The organism is Aeromonas sp. R10-2, assembly GCF_040908445.1.
Lineage (GTDB): Bacteria > Pseudomonadota > Gammaproteobacteria > Enterobacterales > Aeromonadaceae > Aeromonas > Aeromonas veronii.
Genome location: NZ_JBFODS010000041.1, coordinates 19,397 through 33,549, shown reverse-complemented (window position 1 = coordinate 33,549; position 14,153 = coordinate 19,397). Strand labels below are relative to the sequence as shown.

The following is a 14,153-nucleotide window of genomic DNA, read 5'->3' as shown; positions in this document are numbered from 1 at the left end:
TGCCTGGTTACCCAATCAACTGTTTTATCAAGGAGAGATACATGAACAAGCTGATGCTGGCGACAGCCGTAGTTACTGCCCTCGCGTCCGGTAGCCTGATGGCCAAGGAGTGGAAAGAGGTCCGGATCGGGGTTGAGGGTGCCTATCCCCCCTTCTCCTGGACCGAGCCCAGTGGCGAGGTGAAAGGCTTTGATATCGACATCGCCAACGCCCTGTGCGAAGAGATGAAAGTGAAGTGCACCCTGGTCAAGCAGGACTGGGACGGCATCATTCCGGCGCTGCTGTCACGCAAGTTTGACGCCATCATCGCCACCATGGACATCACCGAAGAGCGCAAGAAGAAGGTGGACTTCACCCAGAAGTACCAGCACATTCCGGCCCGCTTCGCCGCCAAGAAGGGCACTGACGTGCAGCTCGACAAAGCCTTTATGGAAGGCAAGTCCGTCGCGGTGCAGCGTGCAACCTCCATGGATACCTTTATTACCGACAACTTCCCCAATGCCACCATCAAGCGTTACGGCACGGCCGATGAAGCCTATCTCGATCTGAAATCCGGTCGTGTGGACTATGTGCTGGCCGACTCTGCCGCCATCACCGACGGTCTGCTGAAGAAAGAGGGCGGTGATGCCTTCGAATTCGTCGGCCCGAAACTGACCGATCCCAAGTGGTTTGGCGAAGGTGCCGGTATTGCGGTGCGCAAGGCTGACAAGGATCTGAAAGAGAAATTCAACGCCGCCATTCTGGCGCTGCGTGCCAACGGCAAGTACAAGGAAATCAACGACAAGTACTTCGAGTTCGACGTTTACGGAGAGTAAAACAAAGAGACGTTTACGGCGAGTAAGTCCAAAAACGTCTACGGCAAGTAACGACAGGTTGATCCCGTCAGTAGTCATCGGGCCCGTCACCTCCCTGAGGGAGTTTACGGGCCCGCATTGATTGCAATGGAGCTGCACATATTTCATTCGGACTGCTATGGAGCCTTCTGGTTAGCAGGTGCGTGAAGATTCAGTGGCGATGGAGCTGCATATGTTTGATTTGAAAGGATACGAAGCCTCGCTGCTGGAGGGCGCCTGGGTCACCCTGGAAGTGGCGCTGGCCTCCCTGCTGCTGGCGTTGCTGCTGGGGATGCTGGGGGCGCTGGCCAAACTCTCTCCCTACAAGTGGGCCAGGGCCATCGCCACTGGCTACACCACCATCATTCGCGGCATCCCCGATCTGGTGCTGATGATGCTGCTCTTCTTTGGCGGCCAGGTGCTGATTAACGGCATCTGCACCTGGGTCAACGAGACTTACAACAGCTGGTTACTGGAGAGTAATCCCAATCAGGAGTGGGTCTCCCTGCTGCCGGACTATATCGACATCAGCCCCTTTGTGGCCGGTGTCGCGACCATCGGTTTTATCTTCGGCGCCTACATGACCGAGACCTTTCGCGGCGCCATTCTGGCGGTGGACAAAGGTGAGCTGGAGGCCGCACGGGCCTTTGGCATGCGGGCAACCCAGGTGTTTGTGCGGATCCTCTTCCCCCAGATGATGCGCCACGCTCTGCCCGGGTTTGGCAACAACTGGCTGGTGCTGCTGAAAACCACCGCGCTGGTCTCCATCATCGGCCTCGATGACATGGTGCGCAAAGCCTCGCTGGCGGCGGGCTCGACCCAGCAACCCTTCACCTTCTACATGGCGGTGGCGTTGATCTTCCTGATCTTCACCGCAGTCTCCACCTCGGCGCTCAAATGGGCCGAGCGTCACTATGCCATCAAGACGAGGTAAGCCATGGATTTCTCAATCATTCTCAAAGAGTGGCCCACCTATTGGGAGGGGCTCTATACCACCGTCTGGCTGGTGGCCCTCTCTCTGATCCTTGGGTTGATGCTGGCGGTGCCCATGGGCATTCTGCGCAACAGCCGCAACTGGCTGATCAAGGGGCCGATCTGGGCCTATATCTACTTCTTTCGCGGCACCCCGCTGCTAGTGCAGCTCTTTATCATCTACTACGGCGCCGCCCAGTGGGAGTGGCTGAAGAACAGTGCCGCCTGGTCGCTCTTCTCCGAAGCCTGGTTCTGTGCGCTGCTGGCTTTCACCCTCAATACCGCCGCCTATACCGCCGAGATCGTGCGCGGGGCGGTGCACAACATGCCGCGCGGCCAGATTGAGGCAGCCAACGCCTTTGGCATGACCCGCTGGCAGACCCTGACCCGGATCATTTTGCCCAACTCGTTTCGTCGGGCACTGCCGGCTTACAGCAACGAGGTGATCTTCATGCTGCAAGGCTCGGCGGTGGCGGGCATCATCACCATCGTTGATCTGACCGGTGCGGCGCGGATCATCAACTCTCGCTACTACAGTCCGTTCGAGGCGTTTTTGACCGCAGGGCTGCTCTATATGCTGCTCACCTTTGTCATCGTCTGGCTGTTCAAGAAGTGGGAAGCGCGCTGGCACGCTCACCTGCGTCCGCGCAATGTGTAAGGGTTGAGCTGCCAAGATGAGCGAAAATGGCTCCGCCTGTTGCAGGCGGAGCCATTTTTTATCTTTATCCTCTGCCCGCCCGGTTTGCTAAATAGTGCCCGAGCAGGGAGAATGCAGCACTCCCGAGCGCCGCCAGTCGTTGGCTGCATGCCTTATTCCCCAGTTCCCGAGGTTCTATGTACCGGATATTGTTTGAGCATCCCGCTTTCCTGGTTATCGACAAGCAGCCCGGTATCGGCATGCACGACGAGAAGGGCGACGGGGAGTCGGTCAATCCGGGGCTGGTCAATCGCGTGAAGGCCGATACCGGGTTCACCCTCTATCCGGTGCACCGGCTCGACAAGATGACCTCCGGGCTGGTGCTGCTGGCCCGCACCACCGAAGCGAATCGCGAGTTGAGCATGGCCTTTGCGGCCCGCGAGGTGAGCAAGCAGTATCTGGCGCTCTCCGATCGCAAACCCAAGAAGAAGCAGGGCTGGGTGAAGGGGGATATGCAAAAGGGGCGCGGCGGCAGCTGGATGCTGGCGCGCACGCTGGAAAACCCCGCCATCAGCTGGTTTGATTCGGTGTCAGTGCGCGAGGGGCTGCGGCTCTATCGCATCAAGCCCCAGACCGGCAAGACCCACCAGATCCGGGTTGCCCTCAAAAGCATCGGCGCCCCCATTCTCGGAGATGAACGCTATGGCAGTACGCCCTCCGATCGCGGTTATCTGCACGCCTGGCGACTGAGTTTTACCCTGGCGGGCGAGCCGTTCGACTTTGTCTGCCCGCCCGATGTGGGGAGTGAATTTGTCACCCCCGAACTCACGGCCGCCATCGCAGCCCTTGCGCCCTGATGCTTATGCGCCCTGCGTCTGACACCATTATCCATTCAGCGAAAGCGCGTGATCCTGACGGACGTGCACCGCGCTGGATCCTGGCCGACTTTGACGACACTCTGGCCCCCGGCGACAGCCACGCCGGTCTGCTGCGCTATATCCTGCGCCGCCGGATCTGGCCGCTGCTGCTGTTGCCAGTGATTGCGCTGGGTGGGTTGGTCTATTTGTTGCCAAGTCAGCTGCTACCCAGCCAGCGGCGGCGCGGTATCTCCCTTATCTGGTGGGCCATCTCGTTGGGACTTTCTCCTTTGGGCTGGCGCAAGCTGGTGCGCGCCTATTGCCGCACCAGGCCGGGGCTGTATCGTCAGGCTCGCGAGTTGCTGCAAAGCGAGGGGACGCGCTGCTGGGTGATCTCCGCCAGCCCCTGCGCGCTGGTGCGCGCCCAGCTCTATCAGCAACTGCCCGGCCAGTTGCCCCACCGGATCATTGGCTCGCAGATGCACTACCGTTTTGGCGGCCTGATGCCGCGCTTCTATTGCCACGGCCAGCACAAGCTGTTGCCGGAGATTTGCGCCCTCGATGCCGAGCTGGCCTTGAGCGACAGCCTGCACGATCTGCCGCTGCTGGAGTTGGGGAAAGAGGCGTGGTTGATCAATCCGACGCCTGTGCGACTGCAAAAGGCCCGGGCCTGCTTGCCCCATCTGATGGTCAAAAACTGGCAACTGTAATGCAAAGCTGACAGCCATGCGGGTCGTCACCGTTTGATCCGCAAGGCTGCAGCTTGAATGTCACAATCTATTTACATTCTTTGCTGCCAGCTGCGAAAAACTATCTGCAACCCGCCTCTTCTCTTCCTGCTACGCCCTGCTTCTAATGAAACAAGTTGTTAACACTTGCCGCACCGCTGGGTGCCGCAATCCGTTTTAACCGAATCAAGAGCAAGGAGCGCCCGATGAATGCCACCTCTTCCGCCACCCATACCATCAATCCGTTAGGCACAGACGGTTTCGAGTTTGTCGAGTACACAGCCCCCGATGCCAAGGGGATTGCCGCCCTCAAGAGCCTGTTTGTTTCGCTCGGGTTTGCCGAGGTCGCCAAGCACAAACACAAGCAGTGCTGGCTCTACCGGCAGGGGGATATCAATTTTGTGGTCAATGCCGAGCCTCACTCCCAGGCGGAGCAGTTTGCCAGCCTGCACGGGCCGAGCGTTTGCGGCATGGCATTTCGGGTGAGCGATGCGGGCAAAGCCCAGCAGTACGCCATCGCCAAGGGGGCCAAGCCCTTTGTCGGCAAGATTGGCCCGATGGAGCTCAATATTCCCGCCATCTACGGTATCGGCGAGAGTACGCTCTCCTTTGTCGACCGTTATGGCGACAAGGGCTCCATCTATGACGTGGATTTTGTCTTCTACCCCGACTGGCAGGCCCGGATGGCAGAGGTAGATGCCGGTCTTATGGAGATCGATCACCTGACCCATAACGTGCATCGCGGCAATATGGATGTCTGGTCCAACTTCTATGAGCGGATCGGCAACTTCCGCGAAATTCGCTACTTCGATATCGAGGGCAAGCTGACCGGGCTGCATTCACGCGCCATGACTGCCCCCTGCGGCAAGATCCGCATCCCCATCAACGAGTCGGCGGATGACAAGTCCCAGATCGAGGAGTATCTGCGCCAGTACAAGGGGGAGGGGATCCAGCACATCGCCATGGCCTCCAGCGACATCTACCAGACCATCCGCACCTTGCGCAGCCGCGGTACCGGTTTTATGCCGACCCCGGATACCTACTACGAGAAGGTGAACAACCGGGTCGAGGGGCATCAGGAGGATCTGGCGGCCCTCAAAGAGCTGCGCATCCTCATCGACGGCTCCCCCACCAAGGATGGCATCCTGCTGCAGATCTTTACCGATACCGTGATAGGCCCGGTCTTCTTCGAGATCATCCAGCGCAAGGGCAACGAAGGTTTTGGTGAGGGCAATTTCAAGGCTCTCTTTGAATCGATCGAGCTGGATCAGATCCGCCGCGGCGTGCTAGATGGCGGCGAGGATGAGAAGGGTGCCCGCCAAGAGGGAGCGAGCGATGCGTAACTGGATTAACTTCCCCCATCGGGAGGGAACCCACTCCCGACAGGCCCATGCCGACCTGCCGGAACAGGCTATCTATGAGCGCGAACTGGGGCGCAGCGGCTTTTTCGGCCCCGCCACCCACATGCACCACAAGCATGCCCCCACCGACTGGAGCAGTTGGGAGGGGCCGCTGCGGCCACGGCTGTTTGACCTCAATGCCCTGCAGGAGGAGGTGAGTTCCCTCTCCCCCTGGGTGGCTCCCGATATTCTCAGCAACCCCCACTGCCGCTATCGCATCTGGCGGCTCTCCGAGGCGATGCCGTTTCTGGTGCGCAACGCCGACGGCGACGAGCTGCTCTTTATCCACGAGGGGAGCGGCGAGTTCTTCTGCGACTACGGCCACCTGACTCTTCGCGATGGCGACTACGTGGTGATCCCCCGTGGCACCATGTGGCGCATCGAGCCGACAGCGCCCCTGTTCATCCTGATGATCGAGGCGACCAACGACAGCTATCAGCTGCCGGACAAGGGGCTGGTGGGCAATCATGCCATCTTCGACCCGGCGGCGCTCGACGTGCCTGCCATCAACGAGCGCTTTTTGGCCCAGCAGGATGAGAATCCCTGGTCGCTGCAGGTCAAACGCCACGATCAGGTGTCGGTCATCACCTGGCCGTTCAACCCGTTGGATGCGCAAGGGTGGCACGGCGACTTGTGTGTGGTGCGTCTCAACTGGCGGGATATCCGCCCGCTGATGAGCCACCGCTACCATCTACCGCCGTCGGCCCACTCCACCTTTGTGGCGAGCCGCTTTGTGATTTGCACCTTCGTGCCGCGCCCCATCGAGAGCGATCCCGGCGCCCTCAAGGTGCCCTTCTATCACAGCAATGACGATTATGACGAGGTGCTCTTTTACCACGCCGGGGACTTCTTCAGCCGGGACAATATCGAGCGGGGCATGGTCACCTTCCATCCCGCCGGTTTCACCCACGGCCCCCATCCCAAGGCGTTTGCGGCAGGGCAGGCCTATGCCAAGAAGTTCACCGACGAGGTGGCGGTCATGCTCGATACCCGCGATGCGCTGAACGTTGGCAGTCTGTGCGAAGGGATCGAGAACACCCGGTATGTCTCCAGCTGGCAGCGCCCGGACGCTGCTGCCGGCAAATAAGGAATCGCTTATGAAATTGGCAACATTGAACAATGGCAAGCGCGATGGCGCTTTGGTGGTGGTGAGCCGGGATCTGACCCGTGCGGTACGGGTGAGCGAGATTGCCCCGACTTTGCAGGCCGCTCTCGACGAGTGGGCCGAGGTTACCCCCAGGCTGGAGGTTGTCTATCAGCAGCTTAACGAGGGCCGTGTGGCCGAGGCGTTCCCCTTTGACGAAGCGTCTTGCCTCTCTCCGCTGCCGCGTGCCTATCAGTGGGCCGATGGCAGTGCCTACGTCAACCACGTGGAGCTGGTGCGCAAGGCGCGCGGCGCCGAGATGCCGGAAAGCTTCTGGCACGATCCGCTGATGTATCAGGGGGGCTCCGACAGCTTTCTCGCCCCCCGTGGCCCCATCGTGATGGGTTCTGAGGAGTGGGGGATCGATTTCGAGTCGGAAGTCGCCATCATCACCGACGACGTGCCGATGGGGGTGAGCCCGCAGGGGGCCGTTAGCCACGTCAAGCTGCTGATGCTGGTCAACGACGTGAGCCTGCGCAACCTCATTCCGGGGGAGCTGGCCAAGGGCTTTGGCTTCTTCCAGTCCAAACCATCCAGCGCCTTCTCGCCGGTGGCCATCACCCCGGATGAGCTGGGCGATGACTGGCGCGATGGCAAAGTGCATCTGCCGCTTCTGACTCACCTCAACGGTGCCCTGTTTGGTGCGCCAGAAGCCGGGGTGGATATGACCTTCAGCTTCTTCGAACTGATTGCCCACGCCGCCAAGACCAGACCACTCGGGGCGGGCTGCATCATTGGCTCGGGCACCGTCTCCAACTACGATCGCAGCGCCGGTTCATCCTGCATCGCCGAGCGCCGCATGCTGGAAATTCTTGATTGTGATCAAGCTATAACCCCCTATTTGCAGTTTGGTGATAGAGTGTCGATCGCGATGGAAGATCGCTCTGGCCAAAACCTGTTTGGCACCATCTCTCAACAGGTGGTGCCAGCGAGCGGTCAGGGAGGTTGATGACCAGCGCCGGTTGGCGGCAAGGGTATTCGGGATATGTCCGGATCACGACGAGCCCTCAACCGGTGCCGGATACACAAGGAGGCAGGTGGCGAGCACCTGCCGGGCTTCGGGCCCAGATAAGATGCAGGGACAGATTATGTTGCAGTTGTTTGGCTATTGGCGTTCGTCGGCAAGTTTTCGGGTACGGATCGTGTTGCAGCTCAAGGGGCTTGCCTACGAGCAGCATCCCATCAATTTGCGGCAAGGCGAGCAGAGCGAGAAGGCCTATCGCCGGATCAACCCCCAAGGGCTGGTGCCGTTTCTGGTGGATGGCGATGTGCAGATCGGTCAGTCGGTCGCCATCATGGAGTACCTTGACGAGACCTATCCCGCCTATTCTCTGATGCCCTCTTCCCCCGACGCGCGGGCCCGAGTGCGCCAGATCGTCAATATGATCGCCTGCGATATTCACCCGCTCAACAATCTGCGGGTGCTCAACTATCTGGAAGAGCACTTCAGGGCCAACAACGAGCAGGAGGCCCGCTGGTATCGCCACTGGATTGACGAGACCTTCACCGCCCTCGAACAGCTGTTGATGACCACCGCCGGTGTCTACTGTGTTGGCAACGAAGTGACCCTGGCTGACTGCATGCTGGTGCCCCAAGTCTACAACGCCCGCCGCTACGACATGACCCTGGACGATTACCCCACCATCCGCCGCATCGTCGCCAACTGCGAACAGTTGCAAGCCTTTATCAAAGCCGCCCCCGCCAACCAGCCGGACGCGCAGTGACCTACTGACTTGAATCGCGGGATGGCATCAACACGCCATCCCGCGCGTTATATATCCTCATCTCTTTATTTCCCTTCTGTATGCGCCTTGCGTGCCTCGTGTTGACGGCTGAATGTCGCCATAGATCCTGCACTTGTCACACTTATCAATATTTTGCATCGACTGAGTCTTTGTTGTTGGTGTTTTGGGCTGTCAGTCACACTCAAGTCAGTGGATTGGGCCTAGTATCGCCACGCCAGCGGAAAGCAGAAATGCGCACAGGTCGCCTATCAGGTGGCCTTGGGTACCTCCCAGGTTTCCACGGTTTATCCGCACTGCTCTTTTTCGTGTTTACGGTTTGATGGCCCGCACTGTCCGGCCCGTGTCACCGCGCAGATCCCTTGTGACAGCGGCAGGTTGACTGGCGCGCCACCGCTTATTTGCAACCACTCTGTGCAACAAGGAGATCTCATGCATTCCTTCAAAAAGTGCGTCGTCGCACTCTCCATCAACCTTGCTCTCTTCTCGTCGGCGTTCGCCTGTACCACCTTGCTGGTCGGCAGTGAAGCCAGCGCCGATGGCTCCATGATGGTGGCCCGCAGCGCCGATAGCGATGCCCTGAAAGCCCAGCATTTCGTAATCCATCTGGCCAAGCAGGGGCAGAGCGGTATGTACAGCTCCAAGGCTCACAACGGTGCCAATGATTTCAGCTATCCCTTGCCGAAAAACTCCCTGCGCTATACCACGGTACCGAACTGGAAGACCCAGCTGCACGGCGCCACCGGGTTCAACGAGAAGGGAGTCGGGGTGAGCGGCACCGAGTCCATTTTTGCCTCACCCGAAGCGCTCGCCTTTGACCCCTATGTGGAAGATAAGGGGATCACCGAGGATGACATTCCCGATGTGTTGCTCTCTCGGTCCACATCGGCCCGCGAGGCGATCTCGTTGCTGGGCAACATCATCGAAACCATAGGGGCAGGAGAGGGATTTGGCGTCGCCGTGGTGGATGATAACGAGCTCTGGTATCTGGAGACCGCCACCGGCCACCACTGGATGGCGCAGCGTCTGCCGAAAAATCACTATTTCGCTACCGGTAATCAGGGCCGCCTGCAGCAGTACGATCCCGCCAGTACCGACATGATGGGCTCGAAAAATCTGATCGAATTCGCTACCGAGAAGGGGCTCTACCATCCGCAAAAGGATGGGGCGTTCAACTTCTCGAAAGCCTATACCCGCGATGACGAGCGGGACCGCACCTATAACGATCCGCGAGTCTGGACCATCCAGCAGATGTTCAACCCCTCGCTCAAGCAGGCGGTGGATGCCGGTCGCCAGTTCCCGGTCACCCTCTCCCCCGAGAAGAAGATGACGCTGGAGGAGGTCAAGGCTGTGCTGCGCAATCACTATGACGGCACCGAGCACGATCCCTACAGCAAGGGGTTGAACGGTCAGGAGCCGTGGCGCCCTGTCAGTGTGTTCCGCACCTACGAGTCCCACGTGATGCAGGTACGCCCCTGGATGCCGCGTGAGGTGGGGGAGGTGACCTATGTGGGCCTCGGCATGGCGGACTTGACTGCCTTCGTTCCCTATTACAGCGGTCTGGAAGCCTATCCGGCCCACTATGCCATGGGCAGCGACAAGGCCGACAGCGACTCTATCTACTGGAAATATCGCAAGCTGCAGACCCTGGTGATGACCGATTACCCCAAATTGGCCCCCATGGTGAAGCAGGCGTACCAGAGCTGGGAGGCGAAGATCGCCAAAGAGCAGAAAGAGATGGAAGCCAGCTATCTGAAAACGGTCAAAACCGACAAGGCCGCCGCCAACAGCATGCTCAACGATTTCAATCTGCGGGTGATGCAGGAGGCCGAAACGCTGACCGAGGATCTGACCAACCAGATCTTCACGGTGCGCACCCAGGATATTCAGGCCGATATCTTCTTCGCCAACAAGGCGAAGAAGGATTAACCGCGACGCACTCATCATGCCAACGAGGGGGATCGTCGGTCAGCCTGAGCGGTCGCCGGGCAGATCGGTTTCTCTGATCACTTTCCCACTATCGATGCCGGAGCCTGTGCTCTGGCATTTTTCCTTTATGACATCCCGCCAATGTGTCTGGCCCGGGTAGTGGATTTCGCTACCCGATACGAAAGCAGAGACTTTCATTCAGGTTTTTATTTCGCCTTTCAGCATATCGGTTACGTGATCAGCTACCCACTTTTGGTTATCTGAGAGCTTTTATGCGGTCTTTCTGTGTTATTTATCACTACCCATTGATTCGACTGTGATGGGCACTCTCTTTATCCATCTCATTTTTTCTCGTTAATCCAAGGCGTTATCGCTTCATCAGACGGCTGTTTGCAGAAAAAAGCGGCTGCTTTCTGAATAAGGCGACCGCGCCGCCGGATCTCGTCACGGCATCATATCCGTCACTACTCACAGGACTACCGCAATGCATATTGTCGACAGATTTTTGGGATACACCGCCATCAATACCACCACCAATCGTGAAGCGGGCGCCGCCGGGGTAATGCCCTCCTCCCCGGGGCAGCGGGTGCTGGCTGACAAGGTGGCAGAGGAGCTGATCGCCCTGGGGTTGACCGTGGAGGTGGCGGATAACGCCATCCTGACCGCCACACTTCCTGCCAATGTGGAGGGGGATCTGCCCACCGTGGCCTTCTTTGCTCATCTCGATACCAGTGCTGAACACACCAACGATACCCATGCCCAAGTAGTGGCCTATGAAGGGGGCGATATCTGCCTCAATGCCGACCAGCAGATCACCCTGCGTCTGAGCGAGTTCCCCGAGCTGGCCAACTATGTCGGTGATCGGATCATCGTGACCGACGGCACCAGCCTGCTGGGGGCCGATGACAAGGCGGCCATCGCCGCCATCGTCAATGCGGTTGCCTATCTGCAGGCACATCCGGAGATCCCCCACGGCACCATCAAAATTGGTCTGGTACCTGACGAGGAGCAGGGATTGCGCGGGGCCAAGGCGTTCGATACCGAACGTTTTGGCGCTGACTTCGCCTATACCCTCGACTGCTGCGGCATTGGCGAGCTGGTCTATGAGAACTGGAATGCGGGGGATGCGGAGTTTGTCTTTCACGGTGCCTCGGCCCACCCCATGTCGGCCAAGGGCAAGCTGAAGAACTCGCTGCTGATGGCGCACAAGTTTATCGCCATGCTGCCGGGGGGCGAAGCGCCCGAATATACCGAGGGGCGCGAGGGTTACTACTGGGTCAAGCAGATGCAGGGCAACAGCGCCCAAACTGTGCTCAAGCTGGACGTGCGCGACTTCACTCAGGATGGGTATCAGCAACGAATGACCCTGCTCGACACCCTCGGCAAGAGCTGTCAGGCCCTGTGGGGTGAGCAGAGCGTGAGTTACCACTTGAGCGATCGCTACAGCAATGTCTTCAACAGCTTGCAGGGGGAGAACCGCTATCCCATAGAACTGGCGCTGGCCGCCTACGAGACCCTTGGGATCACCCCAAACCCCATCCCGATGCGCGGTGGTTATGATGGCGCCGTGCTCTCCCAGAAGGGATTGCCTTGCCCGAACCTCTTCACCGGTGCCCACAACTTTCACTCCATCTACGAGTACCTGCCGGTCAGCTCCCTCGAGGCGGCCAGTGCCGTGGTGATCGAGATAATCAAGCTCACCCACACCCGTTTCAGCCGCTAAGGAGTCGTCATGTATCAGGTAGTGATTGCAGTGCTGGTCATCGTGCTGGTGGCCAGACTGATCCTGAAAGGCTATCGGGCCGAGCCGGTGCTGTTTGCCGCCGGTCTGGTGCTGATGGTGGCAAGCCAGCTGGCAGGGTGGGGGAGTGTGCTACCCAAAGGGGTCGAGAGCACCGGGATTGCCCTGTTTGACCCCTTCGAGGTGATGCGGGATCTCTTCAGCTCCCGGGCGGCCGATCTTGGCTTGATGATCATGGCGCTGATGGGCTTTGCCCATTACATGGATCATATCGGTGCCAACGATGCGGTGGTGCGCATTGCGATTCGTCCGCTGCGCCGTTTGCGATCCCCCTATGTGTTGCTGTTCTTCTCCTACCTGCTGGCCAGCGTGCTACAACTGGCGATCCCCTCGGCGACCGGTCTGGCGGTGCTGTTGATGGCGACCCTTTTCCCCATCATGGTGGGGCTGGGCCTCTCTGCGGCCTCGTCAGCCGGGGTGATCGCCACCTCCCTCGGGGTGGCCTATACCCCGACCGCCATTGATGCCATCCGTGCAACCGATGCGGTGGGCATGGGCCACAACGTGATCGAGTATGTCTATACCTATCAGGGCCCTGCAGCGCTGGCGACAGTGCTGGTGGTGGGCTTGATGCACGTATTTTGGCAACGTCGTTGCGATCTGCAGGACGGACACCAGCATCAGGGCGCGGCTACGGCGGATGAGTCGGCGCAACAGGTCGGAGTTCCCGGCTTTTATGCCATCTTGCCGATGCTGCCCATCATCATGGCGGTGGGCTTCTCTTCCCTGTTTGTCGATCACATCAAGCTCAACGTCATCACCATCGTGATGATCTCGATGTTTATCAGCATGGTGGTCGAGGCAGCCAGAACCCGTGACATGAAGCAGGTGTGCGGCGGTTTCAGCTACTTCCTCAACGGCATGGGGTCAGCGTTCAGCAACGTGGTGGGGCTGCTGGTGGCGGCGGGGATCTTCGCTCACGGCATCAAGGTGCTGGGGGTGATCGATATCCTGATCGTCGGCGCCGAACATGTGGGGCTGCCCGCCTTTGCCATGGCGATCGTTTTTGCACTGGTGACGCTGGTTGCCGCCATCATCATGGGCTCCGGCAATGCGCCCTTCCTCGCCTTTGTCGAGCTGATCCCGCAGATCGCCGCCAGCATGGGGGTCAACACCGCCTCCATGATCCTGCCGATGCAGCAGGCTTCCCACATGGGACGCGCCATGTCGCCAGTCTCCGGGGTGATTATTGCGGTCTCCAGTGGCGCCAAGCTGACCCCGTTTGCGGTGATCAAGCGTACCTCGCTGCCCCTGATGGTCGGTTTTGTCTTCCATACCCTGATCGTGGGGATCTTCTATCTGTAACTGCACCTTCGGTTATCAGGAGATGAAATAACCAAAAGCCCTTCACCATGGTGAAGGGCTTTTTGCATCGTGTTATGCCACTTGCAGTGGGGCGCGTCCAGCTAAAAACGGTACTCGATATGGAGGGTATGGCTGTCCAGCCCCGGGTTCTTGTCATACATATAGGCGTTGGACATGTGCTCATACTGATAACCGATCAGCCAATTCTTGGTGATGGCGTAACCGAGGCCGATACCCAGGGAGAACTGGAAGGGACCGCCGTAATCCTTGTCGCCGTGGCCGCGAGTGCCAAATTGGTACTGATCGAGCCAGACCATTTCGCCGGGGAGCCAGGTCACCCAGTTACCCCATTGGCATTCGATACGGGCGCCGCCCCCCAGTCTGGCGGTCTCTTCATCTTCTACCTTGAGCGTACCGCCACGTACCCCCAGCCCAAATTGACAGCCTGAGTCTCCCCAGCGCCAGAACATGTGGTGGAACTTGGCGTCGGCGATGTTGATGTCGAGCTTTTCATTGCTGAAGGCCTTGCCAAGCAGCAGTAACACGATATTGTCATTCGCCATTGCAGACGGACTGGCGAGCAGTGCTGTCAGCAGGCCGATCCTTGATAGAGTGTTAGCGTCCATGCCCCCTCCCGATCCTTGTTGTCATCGTGGTGATCCTGTTGATCACCCTTCAGGCATAGTCAATCGACGCGCTTCCTGTCAATGCATGGTCACTCGATAAAAAAATTAAATATTTATGAAAAATCAACTATCTGCGATGGTCTGATGTGATTTGGCGTGCGTGACCGCGGGGAGATGAA

At 59.0% G+C, this 14,153-nt stretch carries 13 protein-coding genes; 12 read left to right on the top strand and 1 reads right to left on the bottom strand.

All coding sequences use genetic code 11. From position 1 onward, the window contains the following. The first annotated feature begins 41 nt into the window (after window positions 1-41). From AB5Y97_RS10090 to dcuC, 12 genes are all read left to right on the top strand, one after another. Window positions 42-815 carry an ABC transporter substrate-binding protein gene (locus AB5Y97_RS10090; RefSeq protein WP_005337307.1) on the top strand — a complete coding sequence of 258 codons (774 nt, stop codon included), beginning with the start codon at window positions 42-44 and terminating at the stop codon, window positions 813-815. Between the two features lie 211 nt (window positions 816-1,026). Continuing rightward, on the top strand, window positions 1,027-1,767 hold the full coding sequence (locus tag AB5Y97_RS10085) for an ABC transporter permease (protein ID WP_005352911.1): 741 nt from the start codon (window positions 1,027-1,029) through the stop codon (window positions 1,765-1,767). A gap of 3 nt (window positions 1,768-1,770) precedes the next feature. Beyond that, on the top strand, window positions 1,771-2,463 hold the full coding sequence (locus tag AB5Y97_RS10080) for an ABC transporter permease (protein ID WP_005337302.1): 693 nt from the start codon (window positions 1,771-1,773) through the stop codon (window positions 2,461-2,463). Between the two features lie 176 nt (window positions 2,464-2,639). Further along, on the top strand, window positions 2,640-3,299 hold the full coding sequence (locus AB5Y97_RS10075; protein WP_368157788.1) for a TIGR01621 family pseudouridine synthase: 660 nt from the start codon (window positions 2,640-2,642) through the stop codon (window positions 3,297-3,299). After that, the gene (locus AB5Y97_RS10070) at window positions 3,299-4,009 is read left to right on the top strand and encodes an HAD family hydrolase (protein ID WP_323917307.1); all 711 of its coding nucleotides are present in this window, start codon (window positions 3,299-3,301) and stop codon (window positions 4,007-4,009) included. Before AB5Y97_RS10075 ends, AB5Y97_RS10070 begins: the two co-directional genes overlap by 1 nt. A 224-nt stretch (window positions 4,010-4,233) precedes the next feature. After that, window positions 4,234-5,370 carry a 4-hydroxyphenylpyruvate dioxygenase gene (gene hppD, locus AB5Y97_RS10065; RefSeq protein ID WP_323917305.1) on the top strand — a complete coding sequence of 379 codons (1,137 nt, stop codon included), beginning with the start codon at window positions 4,234-4,236 and terminating at the stop codon, window positions 5,368-5,370. Then, window positions 5,363-6,514: a homogentisate 1,2-dioxygenase gene (locus AB5Y97_RS10060; RefSeq protein WP_110302312.1), complete on the top strand. Its 1,152-nt coding sequence runs from the start codon at window positions 5,363-5,365 to the stop codon at window positions 6,512-6,514. Before hppD ends, AB5Y97_RS10060 begins: the two co-directional genes overlap by 8 nt. A 10-nt stretch (window positions 6,515-6,524) precedes the next feature. After that, window positions 6,525-7,520, top strand: a complete 996-nt coding sequence (locus AB5Y97_RS10055; RefSeq protein ID WP_368157784.1) for a fumarylacetoacetate hydrolase family protein — start codon at window positions 6,525-6,527, stop codon at window positions 7,518-7,520. 139 nt (window positions 7,521-7,659) lie between these two features. Next, window positions 7,660-8,295, top strand: a complete 636-nt coding sequence (gene maiA, locus AB5Y97_RS10050; RefSeq protein WP_005361400.1) for a maleylacetoacetate isomerase — start codon at window positions 7,660-7,662, stop codon at window positions 8,293-8,295. 450 nt (window positions 8,296-8,745) lie between these two features. Beyond that, a complete protein-coding gene (locus AB5Y97_RS10045) occupies window positions 8,746-10,242 on the top strand; it encodes a C69 family dipeptidase (RefSeq protein ID WP_368157782.1) in 1,497 nt (498 codons plus the stop codon). Between the two features lie 484 nt (window positions 10,243-10,726). After that, a complete protein-coding gene (pepT, locus tag AB5Y97_RS10040; RefSeq protein WP_113739289.1) occupies window positions 10,727-11,965 on the top strand; it encodes a peptidase T in 1,239 nt (412 codons plus the stop codon). A gap of 9 nt (window positions 11,966-11,974) precedes the next feature. After that, on the top strand, window positions 11,975-13,348 hold the full coding sequence (dcuC, locus tag AB5Y97_RS10035) for a C4-dicarboxylate transporter DcuC (RefSeq protein WP_368157781.1): 1,374 nt from the start codon (window positions 11,975-11,977) through the stop codon (window positions 13,346-13,348). A 101-nt stretch (window positions 13,349-13,449) separates the two neighbouring features. Here the strand turns inward: dcuC and AB5Y97_RS10030 are convergent, their stop codons facing one another. Further along, window positions 13,450-13,974, bottom strand: a complete 525-nt coding sequence (locus AB5Y97_RS10030) for an acyloxyacyl hydrolase (protein WP_335844039.1) — start codon at window positions 13,972-13,974, stop codon at window positions 13,450-13,452. Window positions 13,975-14,153: the final 179 nt, after the last annotated feature.